Raw genomic sequence first — 23,359 nt, forward strand, 5'->3', positions numbered from 1 at the left:
AGTGCCCTGTGTGTGGCATCGGAAAGCATGTAGCGTCCCGGCATGGGCAACCAGCACGTGGTGGTGTGGGACGAATCCGTACTCGAATACGACCTCGGTGGCGAGCATCCGTTACATCCCGTCCGGCTCGACTTGACGATGCGGTTGGCACGTGCACTCGGCGTACTCGACGGTGTGGACGTGCTCGCGCCGGAGCCCGCCACCGAGAAGGACCTCCTGCGGGCACATGCCCCCGAGTATCTTGAGGCCGTTCGGTCGGCACCCACGGTCGGCTGGGAGGTCGGACACGGGCTCGGTACGGCCGACAATCCCATCTTCGACCGGATGCACGAGTCCGCCTCGCTCATTGCGGGCGGCTCCCGGCTGGCGGCCGAGCAGATCGTCTCCGGCAGGGCCGACCGTGCCATCAGTATCTCCGGGGGACTACACCACGCGATGGCCGATCACGCCTCCGGATTCTGCATCTACAACGACTGCTCGGTGGCCATTGCCTGGATGCTGGCCAACGGAGTGGAACGGATCGCGTATCTCGACATCGACGTGCACCACGGCGATGGGGTGCAGGCGGCGTTCTACGACGATCCCCGAGTCCTGACCATCTCACTGCATCAGCATCCGAGGACGTTGTGGCCGAGTACCGGTTATCCGACCGAGACCGGGGCTTCCGGTGCCGACGGGAGGTCGGTGAACATTCCGTTGCCTCCGGGAACCGACGATGCCGGTTGGCAGCGAGCCTTCCATGCGGTGGTGCCCTCCGTACTGGATGCCTTCCGACCTCAGGTGCTGGTGACCCAGTGCGGTGCCGACCCGCATCGAGAGGACCCGTTGGCCGATCTCGCGCTGTCGGTGGATGGCCAGCGGGCCATCTACCGGACGCTGCGTGACCTGGCACAACGATGTGCGGGAGGCAAGTGGCTCGCTCTCGGAGGTGGCGGTTACTCGCTGTTCCGCGTCGTTCCGCGCGCCTGGACGCACCTGCTGGCGACGGTGCTGGACCACGAACTCGATCCGGCGACGTCCCTGCCCGCGGACTGGGTGGCACACACCGCACGCGTCGCGGGCAACGTGGCGATACCGACGTCGATGACCGACGAGTGTGCAGCAGGATTCGTGCCGTGGGATGGGACGGTTGATTCGCCGGTCGATACCGCGATCCGCGATGCGCGCCATGCTGTTTTTCCCCTACATGGTCTCGATCCCCTCGACAGGCGAGATTGAGAGGCGCGAAGTGGACGGTATGCAGCAGGAAACCCCTCAGCCACAGCCGCCCCCGGAGAGCTATCCGCGGCAGTGGGAAGCCGATGTGGTGCTGTCCGACGGCGGTACGGTCCACCTACGCCCGATCACGCCGGAAGACGCCGACCAGATCGTCGCCTTTCACAGCAGGCTCAGCGATCGGACGCGGTATTTTCGCTACTTCGGTCCCTACCCTCGGATGCCCCAGCGCGACATCGAACGGTTCAGCCGGGTCGACTACGTCAACCGCGTGGCACTGGTCGCCCTGCTCGGCGACGACATCGTCGCCGTCGGCCGTTTCGACAGGCTCGAGGAGCAGCAGGACTCCGCCGAGGTGGCTTTCGTCGTCCAGGACGCTCACCAGGGGCGAGGGCTGGGGTCCATCCTGCTGGAGCACCTGGCCGCCGCGGCCAGGGAATGCGGTCTCGGCCGATTCGTGGCCGAAGTCCTGGCTGAGAACTCCCGGATGGTCCGCGTCTTCCGGGACGCAGGTTATCGGGTCAAGCGGGCGATGGAAGAAGGTGTGGTGCACCTGGAGTTCCCGCTCGACCTCACCGAGGAATCGCTCGAGGTGGCCAGGGCCCGAGAGCAGGCGGCCGAAGCGCGCAGCGTGCACAACCTGCTGCACCCGCGTTCGGTCGCGGTCATCGGTGCCTCCACCGACCATTTCAAGATCGGCCATGCGGTGCTGACCAATCTTCTGACCGCCGACTTCACCGGTCCGGTGTACCCGGTCAACCCGGAGCACCGCGCGGTACGCGGGGTTCGCGCGTACCCCTCGGTGCTGGATATACCCGATGATGTCGACCTCGCCGTGGTCGCCATCCCGGCTTCCGGGATCGACGAGGTGCTCGATGCCTGTCTGGCCAAGGGCGTGAAGGCGTTGCTGATCGTGAGTTCCGGGTTCAGCGAGAGCGGGCCATCCGGTCGCGACGTGGAGCGGCGGATGGTACGAGCCGCACGGGTGCACGGGATGCGCGTGGTCGGGCCGAACGCGCTGGGAGTGGTCAATACCGACCCCGGATACCGGCTCAATGCGAGTCTGGCTCCCCGGCTGCCGGGGCGTGGCCGTACGGGCTTCTTCGCCCAATCCGGTGCGCTCGGTGTGGCGATCCTGGCCGCTGCGACCGAACGGGGACTGGGCCTGTCCACGTTCGTCTCCGCAGGAAACCGCGCCGACCTCTCCGGCAATGACCTGTTGCAGTACTGGCAGACGGATCCGTCCACCGACGTGGTGCTGCTTTACCTCGAGTCGTTCGGTAATCCTCGCAAGTTCGGGCGACTGGCCCGCAGGCTCGCCCGCACGAAACCCATCGTGGCGGTGAAGTCGGGGCGTAACGCGGTGCGGGCGGGCTTGGCGGCCACCTCTGTGCAGGTGGACGAGGCCAGCGTGCAGGCATTGTTCGATCAGGCCGGCGTGATCCGGGTCGAGTCGGTGGCGCAGATGTTCGACACCGCACTGCTGCTCGCGCATCAACCGTTGCCGGTCGGGGACCGAATCGCCATCGTGGGCAACTCGTCCGCCCTGGGCATGCTGGCTGCCGATGTCGCTTTGGCACAGGAATTGCGACTGGCGGGCGAACCCGTCGATGTGGGCGCTGCGGCCGGACCGGAGGAGTTCGCCGGTGCGGTACGGGAAGCGGCCCTGCGTGATGACGTCGATGCATTGGTGGCCGTGTTCGCGCCGCCGGTGGCGGTCCCCGGAGCCACCTACGCGCGGGCTCTCCGCGAGGCGTTGCACGAGGCCGACACGGCGGCCACCAAACCGGTGGTGACGACCTTTCTGGCCGCTGAGGGCGTGCCCGACGAACTCATGGTGCCCGGTCCGGACGGCTCTGCCGGACACGGTTCGGTGCCCTCCTACCCGAGTCCGGAGCGTGCGGTGCTCGCCCTGGCCAGAGCCACCCGGTATGCGCAGTGGCGTGCTGCTCCCCAAGGAGACTTCGTGCGGCCGGCGGGGATCGACCCCGAGCGTGCCCGTGCGCTGGTTGACGAGTGGATCGCCGAGGGAGCGAAACGGCTCGACGATGAGCGAGCCGTGCAACTGCTCGGTTGCTATGGCATCCACGTCACGCCGTTCCGGTTGGTCCGGAATGCCGACGACGCCGTCGCGGCTGCCGAGGAACTGGGCCTACCCGTGGCACTGAAGTCGGCGGGCCAACAGCTGCGGCACCGTATCGATCTGGTCGGAGTACGGCTGGACCTGGCGACCTCCGAGGCCGTGGCGGCTGCCTACCGGGACTTGCGGCGGGTTTCCGGCATGGACGAGGTCTATGTGCAGCGCATGGCTCCCAAGGGCAATTCCTGCGTGATCAGTCTGATGGACGATCCGTCGTTCGGCACTCTGGTGTCGTTCGGACTATCCGGTGTGGTCAGTGATCTCCTCGGCGACCGGGCCTACCGCGCGGTGCCGTTGACCGATGTGGATGTTTCCTCGCTCATCCGGACCCCGCGGGCAGCGCCCCTGCTGGATGGCTATCGAGGTGGTGAACCGGCCGATCTCGACGCGCTGGAGGATCTGGTCCTCCGGGTCGCGATCCTGTCCGAGGATTTGCCGGAGGTGCACGAACTGGTTCTCGAACCGGTTCTGGCCTCCTCGGAGGGCGCCTACGTCGCCGGTGCCGTTCTCGGTGTGGGAGATTCCCCGTCGTGGTCGGATAGCGGTCCGCGTCGTCTGCGGTGATGCGGTGAGGTGGCCGCCCGGCTTGCCACGCCTCGGCGGCACCGGAGGAGAAATTACCGATTCCGCCGAAAATGGGCGCAACCTTCACCTCGCCCGACCCCGTCTGTAAGGCATGAGACGCCTACACACCGCAGTGGGCGCGGGCGTCCTGCTCCTAGCGGTAACCGCCTGCGCCGAACAACAACAGGAAGTGGGATTCGGCGGGCAGCCGTCCGTCCCGTCATCGGCAGAGCAAGGACAGCAGACCGGTTCGGTCACGCCGAAACCGACCGAGCAACGTATCGTCGTGCCCCCCGAGAACATCGATGCGACCGCGCTCCCGAAGGGGTACCCCCGCGAGGTGTGGACGCAGGGCGGCGGCATCGTCGTGGTCGCCACCGGGCAGGAGGGCGGCTGCAGCAACGTCCATGCCGAAGTCGCCGAACAGACCGGGAAGAAGGTCAGAGTCGTATTCGTCGAGGAGATTCCGGAGCCGGCCGGTATCTGCACGATGGATATTCGCTATCCGGCGGTGACGGCCGAGTTGGATGCTCCGCTGGGGGAGCGCACAGTCGTGCTGGAAGAGCGCGAGGTCAAGGTGCCACCCAAGTAACCCCCGATGTCGGGTGAATCCCCGGCGTTGTCCGGGAGGTCTGGTTGTGCTGCTCGGTACCTGGGAGGCTGGCGGTCGAGTGGCTCGCTGTAGCGGCCACGCGAGCAGAGGAGGACGCGTTTCTCATGACCGACCGGGAACCGAACGCACTCGACGGGCTGGTCAATCTCCGGGACCTGGGTGGTTTGCCCACCGAAGGGGAGAAGACCACCAGACCCGGTGTCCTGTATCGCAGCGACGCACCCCATGCCGGGGACCGTGTACCGGAGGGGATGCCGCAGTGGCCACCGAAGGCAGTGGTTGATCTGCGTGACACGGTGGAAGAGGAGGAGCGGGAACATCCACTGGCGTGGTCGAGCAGCGTTCACCGGATTCCGGTGATGGAGGATCTCCGTTCCGGAGCGGGACGGGGAACATCGCTGAGTCTGCGTGCCCTGTACGAATACCTACTCGACGGAGCTTCGAAGAGACTTCTGGAAGTGTTCCGCGTCGCCGTGGATACGGAGGGCCCGGTACTGATCCATTGCGCGGCGGGCAAAGATCGCACCGGGGTGGCCTGCGCGCTGCTGATGCGTGCTGCCGGAGTCCGGTCGGATGCCGTTGTCGCCGATTACGTCCGTACGGACCGGAACATGCAGCACGTGCTACAGCGACTCGACGTCTCGCCGGTTTTGCCGCCGGGTGTGGAGGAGGCGGCCGTCGACGAGTTGATCTCGGCCCCGGCCGCGGCGATGGAAGCGGTGCTGGCACGGCTCGACGAGCACCAGGGCGGTGCCGCCGGCTGGTTGCTGGCTCATGGCGCAAGCAGGAACGAGATCACGCGGTGGCAGCAGCGTTTTCTGAGCACACCTGAGTGAGTCTCGCGCGGCTGCGTGGAGCCTTGCGGTATTTGCCGTCCGGAAAAGGGCGGGCGGATCCTCGATGTGACCCGCTCGCCCTTTCGTGGCGCCACCGGATGCCCACTGTGCAGGAACCAGCAGGGCAAGCGGATGACCCGAGCGGCCCGTGTCCGTCTGTGGCCCGGCGCTGTCTCCGAGTCAGCTCGCGTAGGAACGCAGCCGATCGGCCCGATCGCCCTGCCGCAGCTTGGACATGACCTCGCGTTCGATCTGGCGAACGCGCTCTCGCGACAGCGCGAAAGCCTTGCCGATCTGGTCCAGGGTGCGCGGCTGGCCGTCCTCCAGGCCATAGCGCATCCGAATCACCTGCTGCTCACGCTCTTCCAGGGTGTTCAGTACCCGGCGCAGGTCATCCTGGAGGAAACCGGAGATGACGGCGTTTTCGGCATCGGCAGACTCGACGTCCTCGATGAAGTCGCCCAGGGGAGCGTCCTCCTCGGCCCCGACCGGCATGTCGAGACTGACCGGGTCCCGGGAGTGGTCGAGCAGGTCGACCACCTTCTCCACCGCGATCCCCGCCTGCTCGGCGAGTTCCTCGTCGGTGGCTTCCCGGCCGAGCTTCTGGTGCAGGTCTCGCTTGATTCGAGCGAGCTTGTTCACCTGCTCGACCAGGTGCACGGGCAGGCGGATCGTGCGGCTCTGGTCCGCCATTCCCCGGGTGATGGCCTGGCGGATCCACCAGGTGGCGTAGGTGGAGAACTTGTAGCCCTTGGTGTAGTCGAACTTCTCGACCGCGCGAATCAGGCCGAGGTTGCCCTCCTGGATGAGGTCGAGCAAGGGCATGCCGCGGCCGGTGTAGCGCTTGGCGAGGCTGACCACCAGGCGCAGGTTGGCTTCCATCAGGTGGTTCTTGGCCACGCGTCCGTCGCGAACCACCGACTTCAAGTCGCTGCGCCGTTCACGTGAAAGGTCCTCGGAGGTGTCCAGGATGTGCTTGGCGAACACGCCTGCTTCGATGCGCTTGGCGAGGTCGACCTCCTGCTGGGCGGTCAGCAGTGCAGTGCGCCCGATTCCGTTGAGATAAACCCGTACAAGGTCGGCGGACGGGCCCTGGTTGTCGACGTCCACCTCGGCGGCAGCGTCCGGGCTGATGGTCTGCGGGACGGTCATTGAGCTCCCTCCCTGGCGGGCTGGCTTGGGGCCATGCACCGACGCGGCCTTGCGTGGTGCGAAGGACGGGTACGCTCGGTGTCAGGATCGAAAACCGCGCACCGCCCCAGGCTTCTGATTGATCAGGCTTCTGGTTGTTCGGGCTTCTGGCTGACCAAGCTTTCGGTCAATCGGCTTCGGGCTCATCGGCTTGTGTAGGGGTCGGCTTGTTGCGAGGCCGACTACCTGGAAAACGAACATGGACCCGAATTCGTTCCCGGACGTCTCAAACAGGAGACGTCGCGGGCGTCACATTCGTTGCGTACTAAAACCTGAAGGTTCCCTGAGAAACAGTATGTGCCTTATGTTTCAACCAATAGAGTGAAAGGGCCGTCATTGGCGCTCTGCACGGTCATCATCGCGCCGAATCGGCCGGTCTCCACCCGTGCGCCCCGCCGTCGCAACTCGTCGACGACTGCGTCGATCACCGACTCGGCCTGTTCGGGACGCGCCGCCGAGGTCCACGACGGCCTTCTCCCCTTACGGGTGTCGCCGTAGAGCGTGAACTGGCTCACGACGAGGAGCGGTGCGTCGGCGGTGGCACAGGACTGTTCGTCGCGCAGCGCTCGGAGTTCGTGCAGCTTGCGTGCCATGGCGGTGATGTGTTGCTCGCCGTCGGAATGGGTCACACCCAACAGAACCAGTAGACCCGGCTCATCGATCCGGCCGACGACGGTGTCCGCCACGCTGACCGAAGCGTGGTGTACGCGCGTGACCACCGCCCTCACCGCTCGGACTCCGACCATTCCGCAGGGTGCAACATGCCATGGCGGACCAGCTCGCGCAGCATCGGTACGGCCGCACGGGCCAATTCGGCGGGGTCTTCGCCGTGGGCGGCTGCCAGCAGTTCGACGAGGTCGCCAACCGGGAGTGCGCCATGACAACCGGCGACGAGCCGGACTCCGAGCTCGTCGATCTCGTGTTGCCAACCCGGCCCGTCCGTACGATGCAGCCGATTGACGAACTCGCTCCACCCGTCTTCCCCGAGCGAGGAGACCTGCTCCAGTACAGTGCTCGAGGCGGTCACCAGGCGGGAGCCCAGCAACGCCTCGGCGGAATCACGGCTGCGCAGCCAGTCCACGCGTTGCAGCCATGCGTCCGACTCCGGGCCGAGCGGGTCGTCGAATGCGTGCCGCAGGTCTTCGCACACGACCTCTCCCCGCGCACCGCCGGTGCGCCGTAGCGTCACGAAGCCGAAACCGACACCTTCGACGTCGTGCGCGTCGAACCAGTCCAGCCATGCGGACGCCTTCTTCCGTCCGCTGGGCGAGCGAGGGTCGTAGCCGGCGTCCCGCAGCCAGGTGCCGACGTAGAGTGCCGGATCGGCGACATCGCGCTGCACGAACCAGGCATCGACATCCTCCGACGGCAGCCACCCGGTGACCCGTTCCTGCCAGTCCTCACCGCGGCGGTGGACCCAGGAGGCGAGGAGTTGACCCGTGCCGCCCTCGTTGAGAAAGGACGGCAGGTGGCCGACCACCGTGGCGCTGGCATCGTCACCCTCGAGTCCGGAGTCGCGGTAGACGAAGTCGGTCCTGGCCGGGCCGACCACGAACGGAGGGTTGCAGACCACTTGGTCGAAGCGCCTCCCCGCGATGGGTTCGAACCACTCCCCCTCGAGGAGTTCGGCATCGATCCGGTTCAGGCGCAAGGTTGCCGCCGCCAAGGCCAAGGCACGCCGGGACACGTCGGTGGCGGTGATCCGCTGTGCGTGTGTGCTGGCATGCAATGCCTGCACACCACATCCCGTCCCGAGATCGAGCAGAGAGTCGACACGGCGGCGTGACGTGGCTCGGACCAGGCTCATGGAGGCGTGGCCGACTCCGAGGACATGGTCGGTTCCCACCGGAGTCGAGGCGGGGCGCAGGTCGGAATCCAGATCCGAGATGACCCACCAGGAGCGTTCGGCCGCCGCGTGCGGGCGGACGTCGAGACCCGCGTGTACGGTCTTTCCCCCTCCGACGAGCAGCCCTGCCGCCGTTGCCTCGTCCAGGCTCAGCGGATGCAGGGCTTTCTCCACCGCTGCCGTGCTCTCGGCCTCGCCGAGCAAAAACAGACGTACCAGTGTGCCCAGGGAGCCTGCGTCCGCCGTGGCCCGCAGAGCCGGTTGGGGCTCGCCGCGGCCGAGTGCGGCGTGGGCCTGCGATCCGAGGAGTTCCATGACGCCGTCGGCGTGATAGTCGGCCGACAGGAATGCGTCGCGGAGCCGGTCGATGCGGTCCGGGGAGAGATCGGGAATCACGGGACCGATCCTCACACGCCGGACCTGTACGCCGCTCGGCACGGTCCGCCCGAACTGTCGTCCTGCTCGGATGGGTGCGACGATGGAGGTTGGAGGTGGTGTCGTGAATGGTTCGCAGCGCGACGACGACACCCCGGTGCTGATCACCGAGGCCGAGCCGTCGTACGACGATCAGCAAGCGGCACGGCGCCGTAAGTACGCGATCATGATGTCGCTGCGGATTCCGTGTCTGATCCTGGCCGTCTGGGTGTATCCGATCTGGTGGCTCTCGCTGATCATTCTGGCGTTGTCCATTCCGTTGCCGTGGATGGCGGTGTTGGTGGCCAACGATCGGCCCCCACGGCGCAACGAGAAGGTCAACCGATACCGGCACGAGCGATCCCATCGCTCCCTGGAAGGCCGGAATCGTCAGGTGATCGACAGTTCGTGACGTCGGGCATGGTCGTGTTGTCCGGGGAGGGCCCGGTAACAGCGTCCTCGGGTATCGGGTCAGGCGATATCGGGCCGTCGGGCTCCGTGGGCCGGCGGAATGCGGCATCATGGAGTCATGAGCACGATGACGCTGCCGGATACCGATACCCGGCCGGAAAACACCGAGCAGACCAGTGATGACCAGCCCGAGGTCTTCCACTACGTGTTGAAGGACAAAATCGCCGAGAGCGCGGTCATGGGAAGCCATGTGGTCGCACTGTGCGGCGAGGTGTTTCCGGTCACCAAGTCCGCGAAGCCCGGCTCGCCGGTATGTCCGGACTGTAAGAAGGTCTACGAGTCGCTTCCCCCCGGTGGTGGGGACGAGTAAGTCGGCGGACAGGCGCGGCGGCACCGGTCACCCGCCGCGCTGATCCGGGTGGTCCTGCTCCGGGTGGCTGCGCCCCGATTGTTCGGGTCGCTTCGACCACGCCGCATGGCCCTCCTCGGTGCGGAGGCGTTGTGCGGCGCGTTGCATGTCGAGCTTGCGGCGGCGGCGCCGTTCCCGCCTGGTTCCGGCTGCGGGCCACATCTCCTGGATGGTGCTGTTGAAGTAGGCACCGCTGATGATCGCGAAGCCGATGAAGAACGCGAACAGCAGGAACGCGATCGGAGCGGCCAGCGCACCATAGGTATAGCCGGTGCCGGTGACCCAGGTGATGTAGAGCCGTAGGCTCACACTCGAGCACAGGAACACCAGCATGGCCAGCAGGGCACCGGGAAGCCCGCGATGCCAGGGCAGCTTTCGCGGCAACGAGACCTTGTACAGGGTTGCCAGACCCAGCATCAGCACCATGCCGGTGGCGGGGTAGTAGAACATCCGGATGAGCGTGGCGATGTTGTCCTGCCATCGGTCCGGAAACAGCGTCGGGAGCCAGGCAGGACCCAAGGCGATCACCGGCAGGACGACCACTGCGATGACCAGGGTCGCCAGGTACAGCAGAAGCGCGAAGATGCGCTGCCAGACGGCGTTGCGGACGAGGTATTGGCCGTAGGCCCGCGTGATCGAGTCGATCAGGGAGGCCAGGGCCGAGGAGCCTGCCCACAGTGACAGCAGGAAGGCCACCGATACGATCCGGGTGCGGCTCTGCGTGAGAATATCGGTGACGGTGGGGCCGATGATCCCGTGCACGACATTCGGGCTGAACACCGTGCGGGAGAAGCCGACGATCCTGCCCTGCACGGCGCTGACGACTGCGGGACCGAACCATTCGTCGAGGAACCCCAGGCTGCCGAGTAAGCCGAGAAGCAGCGGGGGCAACGACAGTGTCTGCCAGAAGGCGGCGGCAGCCGACTCCGAGAAGATGTTGTCGTCCCAGGCCTTGGACATGGTGCGAGCCACCAGGCGCAGCGATCCCCGTGCCGGGGATTTCCGGAGGGGTGCTGCGTGGCGCACCCCGCTGCTGTCGTTCGGACTCGCTGGACCCATCGCATTCCTCGGGATGGTGCATGTGCAGGCTCGGTGAATGCCGACACCGGTGACACGGCCGGTGGCACGAAGTGTCGTCGGTGTCTCATTGTCCGACCGCACCGACCCGTCGGGCTGGATGATGCCTGCGGGGGCGGTAGGCTGCGAGAGCCCGTCATCGCAGACTCGGCGTCTCCCGCATGAGGCGCCGGGCCGGGTCCTGTCGGTGTGGCAGGAGCCTACCGTGGGAAATTGTCCGGAAAGGAGCGGCGATCAAGCGTGTCCGGGACGCAACGTGAACAATCCGTGCGATCCGTGCTCAGCGACCCGTCACAGGCACCGGCACTGCCGCTCCGCGACTGGCAGCGGCGCGCGCTCACTCGGTACCTGGCGAGCAACCCGCAGGATTTCATGGCGGTCGCCACCCCGGGTTCGGGCAAGACGACTTTCGGGTTGCGGGTGGCCGCGGAGTTGCTGGCCGACCGTACTGTCGACTCGGTCACCGTGGTTGCGCCCACCGAACACCTCAAGCACCAGTGGGCCCTGGCGGCAGGGGGCACCGGGATTCCACTGGACTCGAACTTCAGCAATGCCGACGGTGCCACCTCGAACGATTACCGGGGCGTGGTGGTCACGTATGCGCAGGTGGCTGCGCACGCGAACCTGCACAGAGTGCGTACGGAGCGGCGCAGGACACTCGTGATCCTCGACGAGGTGCACCATGCCGGGGATGCGAAGTCCTGGGGCGATGCCATCCGGGAAGCTTTCACACCTGCGGTGCGACGCCTCGCCTTGACCGGTACACCGTTCCGCAGCGATGACGCGCCGATCCCCTTCATCAACTACGAACCGGACGCGGACGGTTCGATGCGAAGCAGGGCCGATCATTCCTACGGTTACGCCGAGGCGCTTCGGGACGGCGTGGTCCGTCCGGTGATCTTCCTGGCTTATTCGGGTGAAGCGCGCTGGCGCACGAATGCGGGTGACGAGTTCACCGCGCGCCTGGGAGAGCCCCTTACCGCCGAGCAGACCGCACGGGCTTGGCGAACCGCGCTCGATCCGGCAGGGGAGTGGATCCCTTCGGTGTTGCAGGCGGCCGACACCCGGCTGACGCAGCTCCGCCGGGACGGGATTCCGGACGCGGGTGGTCTGGTCGTCGCCTCCGATCAGGCCAGCGCCAGAGCCTATGCCAAGACACTGCAGCGGATCACCGGTACCGAACCGGTGGTTGTCCTGTCCGACGATCCGAAGGCTTCCGGCCGGATCGCCGAGTTCGCCGATTCCGACGACCGCTGGATGGTCGCGGTGCGCATGGTCAGCGAAGGCGTGGACGTCCCGCGGCTGGCCGTGGGTGTCTATGCCACGAGTGCCTCGACCCCGCTGTTCTTCGCTCAGCTCATCGGACGTTTCGTGCGGGCCCGACGTCCGGGGGAGACCGCGAGCATTTTCCTGCCGAGCGTGCCCGTGCTGTTGGAGCTGGCCAGCCAACTGGAGGCCGACCGCGACCACGTGCTGGGCAAACCGCACCGGGAGAAGGACGGTTGGGACGAGGAGTTGCTGGCGGAGGCCAATCGGGAACGGGACGAACCCGGTGAGGAGGAGAAGCCCTACACGTCGCTCGGCGCGGATGCGGAACTCGACCAGGTCATTTACGACGGTTCCTCGTTCGGCACTGCCGCGTTCGGAACCACCGAGGACGAGCAGGACTATCTCGGTCTTCCCGGGCTGCTGGAGCCCGACCAGGTCCGAGCCCTGCTGCGGCAGCGACAGGAGCAGCAGCTTACGGAGGTCGGCAAGCGCGAGGCGGCCCACAAGGCCCATGAAGCCGCGAAGAGCGCCGAGCAGCCCGAGAAGCCCGCATCGCGTCCGCAGAGCGTGCAGGAGCGTTTGCAGGGCCTGCGCAAGGAACTCAACACTCTCGTGTCGTTGCACCACCATCGGACGAAGAAACCGCACGGTGCCATTCACAACGAACTCCGGCGGGTCTGCGGTGGCCCCCCGACGGCGATGGCCACGATCGAACAGATCGAGGAGCGTATTGCCACCCTGCGCTCCTGGTAGGGCCGGTTCTGCTCCTGGCGGGGCCGGTTCTGTTCGGTAGGTCCGCGTAGGTGCTCCTGAGCTCGCCGGTGCCGAGCCCGGCCGAGACAAACGTGCCCGGCCGGGGCGAAACCCGGCCGGGCACGTCTGTCGAGTACTCAGAGCTCGATCTGCTCGTCCTCTTGCAAGTCGGCTTCCATCTCATTGAGTCCCGACTTGAATTCACGGGCGTGGTGCCCGCAGAACAACAGCTCCCCGCCGGACGGTAGAACGGCGCGAAGCTTCGCAGCGGCCCCGCAGCGGTCGCAGCGGTCGGCGGCAGTCAGCTCGGGGCGGGTGAGCGTCTCAGGCATCGGAATCTCCCTCCGTCCCGGCGCCGGGATTCCCCGACGCCTCGATCCTGCTGCGACCACCGGTGACCCGCCGGCGACGGGGCCGGTGCTCGCTAGCTCCACTCTTACAGACGTTTGAGGCTGCGTCAGTGTTCCAAGCGCAGTTCGCGACGGTCGTCACTCGGAACTACCCGAATGCAGCAATGCTGATCGCGTATTGTGATCAACAGCGGAAAAGACCTTGTGACCAGGGAAAATATAGATCGTCACGACGGCCGCTCGGAAAAATGAAGTCCGCCCCAAGAGCCAATCGAGTGTTTCATGACACATTTCAGGAGATCGGAGCGGTTGCCGTTCCGCTGAAAGCGAACGGGGTTCGTCGCCCTGTGGAGAGGATTTATCCACATGATGGGACGGCAAAACCATCGAACGGAGCGTCCGCATCAGTGTGCACCCTCGGGACTCGCAGACTCCGAGTAGCGGTTCGATGACCGAATGAAACGAGGCGAGTCCGCACCGATGCAGGTGATGTCGGCCCGTGGTCGGCCGTTATTTTTGCACAGGAACAGCCGTCGCGACAGGATTCGGCCCCCACCTCCACCGAGGCCGATGCGGTGAAAGTGGGGGCCGAATCCGGCAAGCTCCGAGCTCAGTCCAGGTAGTCCCGCAGGACCTGCGAGCGCGACGGATGACGCAGTTTCGACATCGTCTTGGACTCGATCTGCCGGATGCGCTCGCGGGTGACGCCGTACACCTGGCCGATCTCGTCGAGGGTGCGTGGCTGCCCGTCGGTCAGCCCGAACCGCAGTCGCACCACACCGGCCTCGCGCTCCGACAGCGTCTGCAGGACGGACTGCAGCTGGTCCTGCAGCAGGGTGAACGACACCGCGTCCACCGCCACCACGGCCTCGGAATCCTCGATGAAGTCGCCGAGCTGGCTGTCGCCTTCATCGCCGATGGTCTGGTCCAGGGAAATGGGCTCCCGGGCGTACTGCTGGATCTCCAGCACTTTCTCCGGGGTGATGTCCATCTCCTTGGCGAGTTCCTCGGGGCTGGGCTCGCGGCCCAGGTCCTGCAGCAACTCACGCTGGATCCGACCCAGTTTGTTGATCACTTCGACCATGTGGACGGGGATCCGGATGGTCCTCGCCTGGTCGGCCATGGCGCGTGTGATGGCCTGGCGGATCCACCAGGTGGCGTAGGTGGAGAACTTGTAGCCCTTGGTGTAGTCGAACTTCTCGACCGCGCGGATCAGGCCGAGGTTGCCCTCCTGAATCAGATCCAGGAACGCCATGCCACGGCCGGTGTAGCGCTTGGCGAGGCTGACCACCAGACGCAGGTTCGCTTCCAGGAGATGACTCTTGGCACGTTCACCGTCCCGCACGATCCAGCGCAGATCCCGCCGCATCTGCAGGGCGAGGCTCTCCTGGGCCTCCTCGGACTGGCGCAGCCGCTCCGAGGCGTAGAGCCCTGCCTCGATGCGCTTGGCGAGCGCCACCTCCTCCTCGGCGTTGAGCAGTGCGACCTTGCCGATCTGCTTGAGGTAGGCCCGGACCGAGTCGGCGGAGGCGGTCAGCTCGGCGTCCTTGCGCGCCTGTCGCAGCGCCTCCGACTCCTCCTCGTCCCAGACGAAGTCGGGATCGGCCTTGCCGTCCTCATCTTCCGGGACGGTCGGCTCTTCGGGAATCTCCACCTCGACGTCGGTCAGGTCACCGACATTCGCCGAGGTCAGGTCTGTCTCGATCGGTTCGTCGATCTCCAGGCTCTCGCCATTGCCCTGGGCCGAGTCCGGCTGCTGCTTGGCCGTCTTCGACGAGGACGCCTTCGTGCCCTTCTTGGCGGCGGCCTTGCGTGCGGTCGACTTCGCGCCGGCCGAACCTTTCGACGTCCCCTTGCCGGAGGTCGCCGATTGCTGTGGCTCGTTGATCTCGGACTGCGCCGCCATCTCCGGTTCCGGAGCAGCGGACGCTTGGGCGGGCTCTGCACCGCCGGCGGATGCAGCGGAGCTGGAGCGTCGGGTTGCGGTTTCTGCGGCTGCCACGTACGCCCTTTCGCGACGGTCGATCAGGGCTGGCCGGGGACGCGAAACCTCGGCCGCCAGAGGTCGGGAACAACCCACCGTCCGAGCCTTCCGAAGCGTTCCGGGAGACCGTGGATTCGGCGGGCCGTGTTCCATTGTAACTGCGTGAGGTGAAGACGGTTCCGCTGCAAGGCGGAGTTGGTCGACTGCCCGGCCACCCGAATGGTGGTTATGATCAATGTTGGGTGCCGCTCGCAGCGGCGGAAGCAGCTCCCACGATACCGGCATCGTTCTTCAGTCCGGCGGCCACGAGCGGGGTGCGCGTCTCCAGCAGCGACAGCCACTTGTCCGCGTCCTTGCTGACCCCACCACCCGCGATGATCAGATCGGGCCAGAGGAAACTCTCCAGCGCCTGGACGTAGCGGCTGACCCGGGGGACCCATTCGGCGTAGGAGATCCCGAGTGTGTCCTTGACCGAGGCGGCGGCCTGTGTCTCGGCGTCGTGCCCATCGACCTCGATGTGCCCGAACTCGGTGTTCGGGACCAGCTTGCCGTCGAGGAACATGGCGCTGCCGATGCCGGTGCCGAAGGTCAGCACCACCACGAGGCCGTTCCGCCCGGCGCCTGCACCGCAGTGCATCTCCGCGAGCCCGGCGGCGTCGGCGTCGTTGAGCAGCATGATCTCGTGGCGTTGCCTGCCGAGTCGCTCGGCGAGAAGCGTTTGGGCGTCTGTATCGATCCAGCACTGATCGACGTTCGCCGCGGTCAGTGTCGTGCCCTCCTTGACCACGCAGGGCAGTGTGATGCCGATCGGGCCATTCCACTCGAATTTCTCGACGATCTCCGCGACGGAGTCGGCTACCGCATCCGGGGTGGAGGGCTGGGGGGTTGCGATGCGCAGGCGTTCCTCGGTCAGGACTCCGCTGTCGGTGTCCACCGGGCATCCTTTGATGCCGGAGCCGCCGATGTCCACGCCGAGACCGCGGGCAGTGCCCATGCCTGATCCTTCCTATTCGATTCAGGACGAGGTGTGCAGACCTTAACCGCGCTGTGTTGCGATGTGTTCGTGGGATTCGGATTCGAGTATGACGCGCAGACGCTGCGAATGGTTGCCGTGGAGGTCGCGGAGCAGACCGCCGATCTCGTGCGCAGCATCCGAGATGAAGCGGTGGCGCAGGGCCCGGTGGAGACGAAGAGCACGGAAACCGACGTGGTCACGACCGGGGACCGGGCTGCCGAACGCCTGATCCGGGACAGGTTGGCCACCCTGCGTCCGGGTGTTCCGGTGCTCGGCGAGGAGGAGGGCGGCGAAGCCGCTACGGACGGGTTGCGATGGGTCGTCGATCCGATCGACGGGACCGTGAACTACCTGTACGGCTTCCCGTGGTACGGGGTCTCGATCGCCGCTCAGGTGGACGGGGAATCCGTGGCGGGTGCCGTGGTGGAACCGGCTTCCGGACGTGTCTGGAGTGCTGCGCGAGGACACGGTGCGGAACTCGACGGTAGGCCCTTGCGGATATCGGGAGCCGATCGCGTGGAAATGGCCTTGATCGGGACCGGCTTCAGCTACTCCGTCGAGCGACGGCGCACTCAGGCGGCAGCCGTCGCCCGGTTGCTCGGTGAGATTCGCGACATCCGGCGCTCGGGTGCTGCTTCGCTGGACCTGTGTGCCGTGGCCGCAGGATGGCTGGACGGCTACTACGAGCACGGTTTGCAACGCTGGGACTGGGCCGCCGGTGCATTGATCGCGACCGAAGCCGGTGCTCGGCTCCGGCTTCCCGGCACAGGTGCCGGTGACGGCCTCGGTGACGACGCGATCCTGTGTACAGCGCCCGGAATCACGGAGGAGTTCACGGCGGCACTGAAGCGCTCCGGCGCCGCCGGGGCCTGATCGGCGGGACTCGCTCGGCAGGTGCGGTCCGGGCAGTTGCGCACCTGCCCGTGGGGGCGCCGGAGATGTTCAGCAGTGCACCTCGCGGGCCCGGGACAGCAGTGCGTTGCTGATGTCAGGAGTGCGGGCCTGTTGCGGGGTGCCATCCTGTTGCGGGGTGCCGCCCTGCGGATCGTGCTGCCTGCCCCAGGCCTTCAGGCGCTGCAGCACCTGCTTGGCTTCCTGGGTCGTTTTGATGCCATCGAACTCCGTCCCGAGGGCGAGGTCGACCGCGGCGTCCGTGCGCTGGTCCCGAACCAGTTGTGCGCACGGCACGATCAGGCTGAGCGTACGAGCGGCCCCGACCCCGGCCTGGCCGAACCGGATCTGGGCGTGGCACTGCATGTTGAGGTTGCTGTAGATCGGATCGTTGGCGGGTTCTCCCCCCTTGCCGAAACCGAGATTGCCCAGTTCCTTGCTGATCAGTGTCGCCTGGTTGCTTTCGCCGTTGCTGTTGAGTACCCGGACCTGCACATCCTGCGGGGGGATGGGCGCGACCGTGTTGAGCGCGTCCCGGGGGAGCATCTTGCCCAGTTCGGGGGTGTCGGACGTGGTCGACGCCGCCGGGGAAGGCGCTGTGGTCGGCGGACTGGGCGGAGCGCATCGGGTGGCCATTTCGATGGTCTCCGTCGTGCCGAAGACCCTGCTCCACAGCACCCCCGACAGGACCACGAGGACAGCCAGCACCACGAGAGCCGGTAGCGGTCGCCGTCGCTTGTATCGGGGGCCCCGCTGCCCCTGCCTTGAGCTTGCGGCAGACACGTTTCTGCGACCCTCCCCTGATCGGCGCCGTGTTTCGGCGAGTAACGATGTCGTGGTGATCAGCCTAGGCGTTGTGGCGGTGTTGCGCGTTTCTCGACGAGGGGTTGTGTCGGAGTTGTTGTCCGATCCCCGTCGTGGTCACGGCTCCATTGCGATCGTGGCCTCTCGAGGCCATAGGCCCCGTCGTGCTCGTGGTCGCCCCTGCGCCGCATGGCATCACGGGGCGGTGGCGTCGGCAACCTCTGCGCCGGATGTGGGGAGCCGACGTGAGGGGACCACTCGAGCCTGATGCAACGAACACCACACATACGGGTGACCCGATGCGTATCGGCGCCGTAAATGAGCTACCCTCTCCGCGCTCCACGCTGTGACGGACGGGAGCGATCCGCTCGTTTCGGGAACGGCGTTTCGGGGGAACTTGGAGCGCAGCAGGACGAGACCTCCGTCACGTGAGCCTGCGGGCACAAATTCAGGCCCTGGAACGTTAACCAGCGGCACACCATTGCACATCTTCACAAACGCAGGGGTGAAATACGATGGCGACCGACTACGATGCTCCGCGCCGCAGCGACTCGGAGGAGCTCGCTGAGGACTCGCTGGAGGAGCTCAAGGCCAAGCGCAACGATGCGCAATCCGGCGTCGTCGACGCCGACGAATCGGAAATGGCGGAGAACTTCGAACTGCCGGGTGCCGATCTCTCCGGCGAGGAGATGACCGTCAAGGTGCTGCCGAAGCAGGCGGACGAGTTCACCTGCTCCAGCTGCTTCCTCGTGCACCACCGCAGCCGGCTGGCCGAGGAACGCAACGGTCAACTGGTTTGCCGCGACTGCGCGGCATGACGCCGGTGACGGCATCAAGCCGCCTACGGATGAGACCGGGCACACGCGGGGTGCGGGTGCTCGGTCTCTCGTTTCGGAGGCTGTTTCCGCTGTGCTCGGCAAGACCTGTGCTCGGCGGGTGGGAAATTCCGTGCCCACTCGGTGGATCGACTCAGTGGGGTGTGAGGACCTCGGTGAGCTCCTTCGGACGCCGCGTGCTGACGATCCAGTAGGGCGTGGGGTCGTTGTCGTCGTCGAGCCAGATGCGAACGGCACTGCGCGCCCACGGACGGTGCACGATGAATGCCGCGGGATCGAGCTCGGGCCCGAGGGCCCGTTGCTTCTCCGATGGGTTGATGACCTCGGCGTCGGCGATGAACCGCAGGGGCAGGCGTGCGTCACCGGCCACCAGTTCGCCGCCGGTGACCTCGATTCGGGTGCGACTCAACCACAGCAGCACGGCCACGGCCGCCGGGATCAGGACGGCATAGGGCAACCAGGCCCGGAACCCGGGGTAACCCAGGTGCACCTCGGCAGCCAGCAGGACGGCCGCGGCGATCGGCAGCGGCCATATCCACCACGAGGCGTACAGACGTTCGCGGAACGTGGAAGCCTCCTCGGTGCTGCTCGACTCGCCCGCCAGGCCCTCGGAAGCGACTGCTTCTGAACTCTCCGACACGTCTTCAGGGTAGTCTCGCCGTCCGTGTCGAGCGTAAAGGTCCTGCTGACTCGTGTTGACCCCGATGTCCCCGTGCCCACGTATGCCGAACTCGGTGATGCCGGTGCCGATCTGGTGACCACGACCGATGTGGTGTTGGCACCGGGCAGGCGCGCCCTGGTGGGGACCGGTATCGCCCTCGCTCTTCCGGAGGGGTATGCCGGTTTCGTGCATCCACGTTCCGGACTGGCGGCCAGGATGGGGCTCGGTGTGGTCAATGCTCCCGGCACCGTGGACGCCGGATACCGCGGTGAGGTCAAAGTGTGTCTGATCAACCATGATCATCACGCGGACGTGTCGCTGCGTCGGGGTGATCGCATCGCGCAGTTGGTGGTACAGCGGGTGGAGCATGCGATTTTCGACGAGGTCGATGAGCTGCCAGAGTCTCGGCGAGGCGCCGGTGGTTACGGATCCACCGGCGGACACGAAGCGTTGAGGGCGCCGGTGGACTCCGGAGCCGAGCGCAGGACGGAGGTCTGAGGACATGTTCGGTTGGGGTCGCCGCCGCGAGCGGCGTACGCAAGCCGATGAAGAGGATGCGCTTGTCGAGGACGACGGGCATGTCGCGGCCGACGTGGAGATCGGTGGCCCCTACGATGTTGCCGATGCGCCGTCCGACGAGGTCGAACGTCTCGACCTGGGCTCGGTGCGTCTACCGGTACCCGAGGGCAGTCAGCTGCAGGTGGAGGTCGATCCGGCCGGACCGGTGCGTGCGGTGCACTTGTTGACGCACGTGGGACGTCTCACCGTCAGTGCTTTTGCCGCGCCCAAGACGAGCGAACTCTGGCAGGAGGTCCGCAAGGAACTCGGCGAACAGCTGCGCTCCGACGGGGCGAAGGTGCGCGTCGAGGACGGTGAATGGGGACCGGAATTGATGGCCGACACCTCCCAGGCCGTACTGCGGTTCGTGGGTGTGGACGGTCCGCGCTGGCTGCTGCGCGGAGTGGCCGCTGCTTCCGCGGAGAACATCGATGCTTGTGGGAAGCTGCTGTACGCACTGATCGACGAGACGGTGGTGGTACGAGGTGCGGAACCGATGCCGGTGCGCACCCCGCTGCCGATCGAACTTCCCGAGGAGATAGCCAGGCACATCGAGCAGGCGCAGGAACAGGACGAGTAGCGGGATCGGCCGCCGTCGCGCCTGCGGAAGCCCGCCGCGAAGGTTCCACCGCGAAGGTGCAGCCTGGTGCATTCCGCCGAGTAAATGAGTCCGATCGTGGGTATCGAGGTCGAATTCCCGTCGGGATGGCGACCGTGACTGTCCCGGCGGGCTACGCTGGATCCCGGACGGGCTGCGAAGCCGGGCCCCGAGGCGCACAGGAGCGCTAGATGAGCAACACCAGAGGTGGTTACCTTCGCCGCCTCGTACGTCGCCTCACCAGCGACGTTGCTGAACTCGACGCCGATGATCTCTCGGAGAGGTCGCAGGCGGTGGGCGCGCAACGTGCATGTGATTGCCAGTGCGGCCAGCAGGCCGTGGTGCTGGGCAGGCTGCGGAGTGTGGGACTGGCGCCGAAGGCGTCGGCTCCCACTTTGGAAGCCGAGTTGTTCGACGGCACCGACGGGGTCACGCTGGTATGGCTGGGCCGTCGCCGGATCAGCGGAATCGAGCCGGGGCGGACAATCAAGGCACGGGGCCGGATCGCCGTCCGGGACGGCCACAAGGTTCTCTACAACCCCTACTACGAGTTGCAGAACACCGCATGAGCGAAACCAGGCCATTCGAACCCGACGATCGATCATCGCACGTGGACGACGATGCCGGGGAGCGGTCCGCCGGATACGCATCCGCCCTGGGCGGTTCCCCGGGCAGCGGTGCGCGGAGCGGGGACTCCGAGGCGAAGGATGCGCAGCAGACCCTGCTCGAGCAGATGGGCGGTGTCAGTGGTCTCGCCTACTCCGCCGTGCCGATCATCGTGTTCGTGGTGATGAATTCCTTGACGAGCATGGTGCCTGCGATCTGGACCGCGATCGGGGTCGCGCTGGCGATCTCGGTCGCACGAATCGTACGCAAGGAACCGTTGCAGCCTGCGATCTCCGGTGTGATCGGGGTTGCCGTGTGCTCGTTCATCGCCTATCGAACCGGTGATGCCAAGGGTTTCTTCCTGCTGGGTATCTGGACCAGCCTCGTCTACGGAGGGGCATTTCTGCTCTCGCTGCTCGTGCGCTGGCCGCTGATCGGCGTTGCCTGGTCCGCGCTGAACGGGCTGGGATTCTCCTGGCGCCACCAGCGCAAGGCCCTGCTCGGTTACGATCTGGCGACGCTGGCCTGGACGGTGGTGTTCGCCGCCAAGTTCATCGTCCAGCAGTGGCTCTATGTCGCCGACGAGACCGCCTGGCTTGCCTTCGCTCGCATCGCGATGGGCTATCCGCTCACCGGTTTGGCACTGATCGTGACCGTGTGGGCGATTCGACGGGCCGCCAGGGTTGCCGACGAGGAGAAGCCCGCGGATTCCACACCTCGGGGTGAAGCTCCCACGGCACGGCCACGCCCCTCGACCGGATAAGAGGCACCGGCGACGGTGCTGCTGCTCGCAGGCCGCCCCGGCTGCTCCTGCCCGACCGGAGCGGTGGTCAGGAACGCTCCGGTCGGTTGTGGACCGTGGCGAGGATCTGCTCTTCGACGTTCTCGGTGGCCACGAACAGCATCTCGTCACCGGCTTCGAGCGGATCGTCGGGTTGGGGAACGATCACCCGGCCGCCACGCAGAATCGTGACCAGCGCCGCATCCGTGGGCAATGTGAGGTCACGAACCCGCCGCCCGGCCAGCGGTGTGTCCTCCGGCAAGGTCATCTCCACGAGATTCGCCTGTCCCTGGCGCAGGGTCATCAGCCGAACCAGTTCTCCCACGTTCACCGCTTCCTCGACCATCGCGGCGAGCATGCGTGGAGTGGAGACCGCGACGTCCACGCCCCAGGCTTCGGTGAACAGCCACTCGTTGCGGGGTTCGTTGACACGGGCTGCCACACGCTGCACGGCGAATTCGGTCTTGGTCAGCAGGGAAACCACGAGGTTGACCTTGTCGTCGCCGGTGGCAGCGATGACCACATCGCAGCGCTCGACGCCTGCCTCTTCGAGGGAGGCCAGTTCGCAGGCGTCGGCGTGGACCCACTCCGCGCGCGGAATGCTCGCAGGCTGGTGATTGTGACTGCTTCGCTCGATCAGCATGACCTCGTGGCCACCGTCGAGCAGTTCCCGTGCGATGGATTGACCGACCGCGCCGGCCCCCGCGATCGCGACGCGCATTTATTCGTTCTCCTCGGGTGCTCGCTGGGCTGTCGCGGTGACGTCGGTGACCGTGCCGGACAACGCCGCGACGTAGACCGTGTCATCGGCTTGCACGATCGTGCCCGGCTCGGGCAGGACGCCCGTACCGAAACGCATGATGAACGCCACACGGGATCCCGTCGCTCTCTCCAGTTCGGAGACGCGGTGACCGATCCAGTTGTCGTGCAGCGGCAGCTGTAGTACCGCCACCGTGCCCGAGGGTTCACGCCATTCCGTTGCCACTCCCTCGGGCAGGAGCATGCGCAGGAAGCGATCCGTGGTCCACGGAACGGTGGCCACGGTGGGAATCCCCAGCCGTTGATAGACCTCGGCACGCTTCGGGTCGTAGATCCTGGCCACGACGTGGTCCACGCCGAACGTTTCGCGGGCGACCCGTGCGGAGACGATATTGGAGTTGTCCCCGTTCGACACGGCCGCGAATGCCGCGGCCTTCTCGATTCCCGCTTCGACCAGGACATCCCGGTCGATGCCGTTGCCGGTGATCCGGTATCCGCCGAAATCTCTGTTCAGGCGGCGAAAAGCCTGGGCGTCCCTGTCCACAACGGCAACGGTGTGATCGAGTCGTTGCAGGGCCGCCGCCAGGGACGCCCCGACCCGGCCGCAGCCCATGATCACCACATGCACGACCCGTCTCCTCGTCGCAGGTTGGTTGCCGGCGATGACCTGCTGTGGCCATCGATGCCACTGTGACGGTACCCGCCCGCCTCGCGAAGTGACCGTCACTGCGCGGGACGGTCTGCGTAACGGTCACGTCCGGCCACCGGCGCTTCGCGG

General features: G+C 66.4%; 24 protein-coding genes. 13 read left to right on the forward strand and 11 right to left on the reverse strand.

What is annotated here, in order from left to right:
• Positions 1-42: 42 nt before the first annotated feature.
• From JOF55_RS16580 to JOF55_RS16595, 4 genes are all read left to right on the forward strand, one after another.
• Positions 43-1,218, forward strand: coding sequence for an acetoin utilization protein AcuC (locus tag JOF55_RS16580; RefSeq protein WP_310275256.1), 1,176 nt, complete (start codon positions 43-45; stop codon positions 1,216-1,218).
• A gap of 19 nt (positions 1,219-1,237) precedes the next feature.
• Complete coding sequence (locus tag JOF55_RS16585; protein ID WP_310275258.1) at positions 1,238-3,919, forward strand: bifunctional acetate--CoA ligase family protein/GNAT family N-acetyltransferase; 2,682 nt, start codon at positions 1,238-1,240, stop codon at positions 3,917-3,919.
• Positions 3,920-4,031: 112 nt separating this feature from the next.
• Positions 4,032-4,511 carry a hypothetical protein gene (locus JOF55_RS16590; RefSeq protein WP_310275260.1) on the forward strand — a complete coding sequence of 160 codons (480 nt, stop codon included), beginning with the start codon at positions 4,032-4,034 and terminating at the stop codon, positions 4,509-4,511.
• 125 nt (positions 4,512-4,636) lie between these two features.
• The gene (locus JOF55_RS16595) at positions 4,637-5,368 is read left to right on the forward strand and encodes a tyrosine-protein phosphatase (RefSeq protein WP_310275262.1); all 732 of its coding nucleotides are present in this window, start codon (positions 4,637-4,639) and stop codon (positions 5,366-5,368) included.
• 180 nt (positions 5,369-5,548) lie between these two features.
• On the opposite strand, the gene JOF55_RS16600 is transcribed toward JOF55_RS16595, so the two are convergent.
• The 3 genes from JOF55_RS16600 to JOF55_RS16610 form a co-directional block, all read right to left on the reverse strand.
• A complete protein-coding gene (locus JOF55_RS16600) occupies positions 5,549-6,520 on the reverse strand; it encodes a sigma-70 family RNA polymerase sigma factor (RefSeq protein WP_310275264.1) in 972 nt (323 codons plus the stop codon).
• A 341-nt stretch (positions 6,521-6,861) separates the two neighbouring features.
• A complete protein-coding gene (dtd, locus tag JOF55_RS16605; RefSeq protein ID WP_374727293.1) occupies positions 6,862-7,287 on the reverse strand; it encodes a D-aminoacyl-tRNA deacylase in 426 nt (141 codons plus the stop codon).
• Entirely contained in the window at positions 7,284-8,801 is a 1,518-nt protein-coding gene (locus JOF55_RS16610) for a DUF7782 domain-containing protein (RefSeq protein ID WP_310275267.1), read from the reverse strand. Before JOF55_RS16610 ends, dtd begins: the two co-directional genes overlap by 4 nt.
• An 82-nt stretch (positions 8,802-8,883) precedes the next feature.
• Between JOF55_RS16610 and JOF55_RS16615 the strand changes: the two genes are divergently transcribed.
• Both JOF55_RS16615 and JOF55_RS16620 read left to right on the forward strand, forming a co-directional pair.
• Entirely contained in the window at positions 8,884-9,231 is a 348-nt protein-coding gene (locus JOF55_RS16615) for a DUF3099 domain-containing protein (protein ID WP_374727294.1), read from the forward strand.
• 117 nt (positions 9,232-9,348) lie between these two features.
• Complete coding sequence (locus tag JOF55_RS16620) at positions 9,349-9,600, forward strand: DUF3039 domain-containing protein (RefSeq protein WP_310275270.1); 252 nt, start codon at positions 9,349-9,351, stop codon at positions 9,598-9,600.
• Positions 9,601-9,627: 27 nt separating this feature from the next.
• On the opposite strand, the gene JOF55_RS16625 is transcribed toward JOF55_RS16620, so the two are convergent.
• Positions 9,628-10,698 (reverse strand): YihY/virulence factor BrkB family protein, encoded by a 1,071-nt coding sequence (locus JOF55_RS16625; protein WP_310275272.1) that lies wholly within the window; start codon positions 10,696-10,698, stop codon positions 9,628-9,630.
• Positions 10,699-10,983: 285 nt separating this feature from the next.
• On the opposite strand from JOF55_RS16625, the gene JOF55_RS16630 reads away from it, so the two are divergent.
• Positions 10,984-12,738 (forward strand): DEAD/DEAH box helicase, encoded by a 1,755-nt coding sequence (locus tag JOF55_RS16630; RefSeq protein WP_374727528.1) that lies wholly within the window; start codon positions 10,984-10,986, stop codon positions 12,736-12,738.
• A 137-nt stretch (positions 12,739-12,875) separates the two neighbouring features.
• Here the strand turns inward: JOF55_RS16630 and JOF55_RS16635 are convergent, their stop codons facing one another.
• From JOF55_RS16635 to ppgK, 3 genes are all read right to left on the reverse strand, one after another.
• Positions 12,876-13,070: a DUF7455 domain-containing protein gene (locus JOF55_RS16635; RefSeq protein ID WP_310275275.1), complete on the reverse strand. Its 195-nt coding sequence runs from the start codon at positions 13,068-13,070 to the stop codon at positions 12,876-12,878.
• A gap of 628 nt (positions 13,071-13,698) precedes the next feature.
• Positions 13,699-15,117 (reverse strand): RNA polymerase sigma factor, encoded by a 1,419-nt coding sequence (locus JOF55_RS16640; RefSeq protein ID WP_374727529.1) that lies wholly within the window; start codon positions 15,115-15,117, stop codon positions 13,699-13,701.
• 187 nt (positions 15,118-15,304) lie between these two features.
• Positions 15,305-16,066: a polyphosphate--glucose phosphotransferase gene (gene ppgK / locus JOF55_RS16645; RefSeq protein ID WP_310275278.1), complete on the reverse strand. Its 762-nt coding sequence runs from the start codon at positions 16,064-16,066 to the stop codon at positions 15,305-15,307.
• A gap of 63 nt (positions 16,067-16,129) precedes the next feature.
• Here ppgK and JOF55_RS16650 point away from each other — a divergent pair, with 63 nt between their 5' ends.
• A complete protein-coding gene (locus JOF55_RS16650; protein WP_374727530.1) occupies positions 16,130-16,960 on the forward strand; it encodes an inositol monophosphatase family protein in 831 nt (276 codons plus the stop codon).
• 69 nt (positions 16,961-17,029) lie between these two features.
• On the opposite strand, the gene cei is transcribed toward JOF55_RS16650, so the two are convergent.
• The gene (gene cei, locus JOF55_RS16655) at positions 17,030-17,761 is read right to left on the reverse strand and encodes an envelope integrity protein Cei (RefSeq protein ID WP_310275280.1); all 732 of its coding nucleotides are present in this window, start codon (positions 17,759-17,761) and stop codon (positions 17,030-17,032) included.
• Between the two features lie 536 nt (positions 17,762-18,297).
• On the opposite strand from cei, the gene JOF55_RS16660 reads away from it, so the two are divergent.
• Complete coding sequence (locus JOF55_RS16660) at positions 18,298-18,600, forward strand: DUF4193 domain-containing protein (protein WP_310275282.1); 303 nt, start codon at positions 18,298-18,300, stop codon at positions 18,598-18,600.
• A gap of 151 nt (positions 18,601-18,751) precedes the next feature.
• Here the strand turns inward: JOF55_RS16660 and JOF55_RS16665 are convergent, their stop codons facing one another.
• On the reverse strand, positions 18,752-19,258 hold the full coding sequence (locus tag JOF55_RS16665) for a DUF3093 domain-containing protein (RefSeq protein WP_310275284.1): 507 nt from the start codon (positions 19,256-19,258) through the stop codon (positions 18,752-18,754).
• Positions 19,259-19,282: 24 nt separating this feature from the next.
• Between JOF55_RS16665 and dut the strand changes: the two genes are divergently transcribed.
• The 4 genes from dut to JOF55_RS16685 all read left to right on the forward strand — a co-directional run bounded on the left by dut (position 19,283) and on the right by JOF55_RS16685 (position 21,804).
• Positions 19,283-19,777: a dUTP diphosphatase gene (gene dut, locus JOF55_RS16670; RefSeq protein ID WP_310275286.1), complete on the forward strand. Its 495-nt coding sequence runs from the start codon at positions 19,283-19,285 to the stop codon at positions 19,775-19,777.
• 4 nt (positions 19,778-19,781) lie between these two features.
• Positions 19,782-20,417 (forward strand): DUF3710 domain-containing protein, encoded by a 636-nt coding sequence (locus JOF55_RS16675; protein WP_310275287.1) that lies wholly within the window; start codon positions 19,782-19,784, stop codon positions 20,415-20,417.
• A gap of 209 nt (positions 20,418-20,626) precedes the next feature.
• Positions 20,627-21,004, forward strand: coding sequence for an OB-fold nucleic acid binding domain-containing protein (locus tag JOF55_RS16680; protein ID WP_310275288.1), 378 nt, complete (start codon positions 20,627-20,629; stop codon positions 21,002-21,004).
• Entirely contained in the window at positions 21,001-21,804 is an 804-nt protein-coding gene (locus JOF55_RS16685; protein ID WP_310275289.1) for a DUF3159 domain-containing protein, read from the forward strand. The genes JOF55_RS16680 and JOF55_RS16685 overlap by 4 nt, the downstream gene beginning before the upstream one ends.
• A gap of 67 nt (positions 21,805-21,871) precedes the next feature.
• On the opposite strand, the gene JOF55_RS16690 is transcribed toward JOF55_RS16685, so the two are convergent.
• Both JOF55_RS16690 and JOF55_RS16695 read right to left on the reverse strand, forming a co-directional pair.
• Complete coding sequence (locus tag JOF55_RS16690; protein WP_310275290.1) at positions 21,872-22,543, reverse strand: potassium channel family protein; 672 nt, start codon at positions 22,541-22,543, stop codon at positions 21,872-21,874.
• Positions 22,544-23,209, reverse strand: a complete 666-nt coding sequence (locus JOF55_RS16695) for a potassium channel family protein (RefSeq protein WP_374727295.1) — start codon at positions 23,207-23,209, stop codon at positions 22,544-22,546. It abuts the gene before it with no gap.
• Between the last annotated feature and the right edge of the window lie 150 nt (positions 23,210-23,359).

This window comes from Haloactinomyces albus, from assembly GCF_031458135.1.
Taxonomy (GTDB): domain Bacteria; phylum Actinomycetota; class Actinomycetes; order Mycobacteriales; family Pseudonocardiaceae; genus Haloactinomyces; species Haloactinomyces albus.

What these genes read in the sequence shown, in the direction of transcription:
- JOF55_RS16580 (WP_310275256.1), top strand. Translation starts at nt 43, where the DNA reads ATGGGCAACCAGCACGTGGTGGTGTGGGACGAATCCGTACTCGAATAC.
- JOF55_RS16585 (WP_310275258.1), top strand. Translation starts at nt 1,238, where the DNA reads ATGCAGCAGGAAACCCCTCAGCCACAGCCGCCCCCGGAGAGCTATCCG.
- JOF55_RS16590 (WP_310275260.1), top strand. Translation starts at nt 4,032, where the DNA reads ATGAGACGCCTACACACCGCAGTGGGCGCGGGCGTCCTGCTCCTAGCG.
- JOF55_RS16595 (WP_310275262.1), top strand. Translation starts at nt 4,637, where the DNA reads ATGACCGACCGGGAACCGAACGCACTCGACGGGCTGGTCAATCTCCGG.
- JOF55_RS16600 (WP_310275264.1), bottom strand. Translation starts at nt 6,520, where the DNA reads ATGACCGTCCCGCAGACCATCAGCCCGGACGCTGCCGCCGAGGTGGAC.
- JOF55_RS16615 (WP_374727294.1), top strand. Translation starts at nt 8,884, where the DNA reads ATGGAGGTTGGAGGTGGTGTCGTGAATGGTTCGCAGCGCGACGACGAC.
- JOF55_RS16620 (WP_310275270.1), top strand. Translation starts at nt 9,349, where the DNA reads ATGAGCACGATGACGCTGCCGGATACCGATACCCGGCCGGAAAACACC.
- JOF55_RS16625 (WP_310275272.1), bottom strand. Translation starts at nt 10,698, where the DNA reads ATGGGTCCAGCGAGTCCGAACGACAGCAGCGGGGTGCGCCACGCAGCA.
- JOF55_RS16635 (WP_310275275.1), bottom strand. Translation starts at nt 13,070, where the DNA reads ATGCCTGAGACGCTCACCCGCCCCGAGCTGACTGCCGCCGACCGCTGC.
- ppgK (WP_310275278.1), bottom strand. Translation starts at nt 16,066, where the DNA reads ATGGGCACTGCCCGCGGTCTCGGCGTGGACATCGGCGGCTCCGGCATC.
- JOF55_RS16660 (WP_310275282.1), top strand. Translation starts at nt 18,298, where the DNA reads ATGGCGACCGACTACGATGCTCCGCGCCGCAGCGACTCGGAGGAGCTC.
- JOF55_RS16675 (WP_310275287.1), top strand. Translation starts at nt 19,782, where the DNA reads ATGTTCGGTTGGGGTCGCCGCCGCGAGCGGCGTACGCAAGCCGATGAA.
- JOF55_RS16680 (WP_310275288.1), top strand. Translation starts at nt 20,627, where the DNA reads ATGAGCAACACCAGAGGTGGTTACCTTCGCCGCCTCGTACGTCGCCTC.
- JOF55_RS16685 (WP_310275289.1), top strand. Translation starts at nt 21,001, where the DNA reads ATGAGCGAAACCAGGCCATTCGAACCCGACGATCGATCATCGCACGTG.
- JOF55_RS16690 (WP_310275290.1), bottom strand. Translation starts at nt 22,543, where the DNA reads ATGCGCGTCGCGATCGCGGGGGCCGGCGCGGTCGGTCAATCCATCGCA.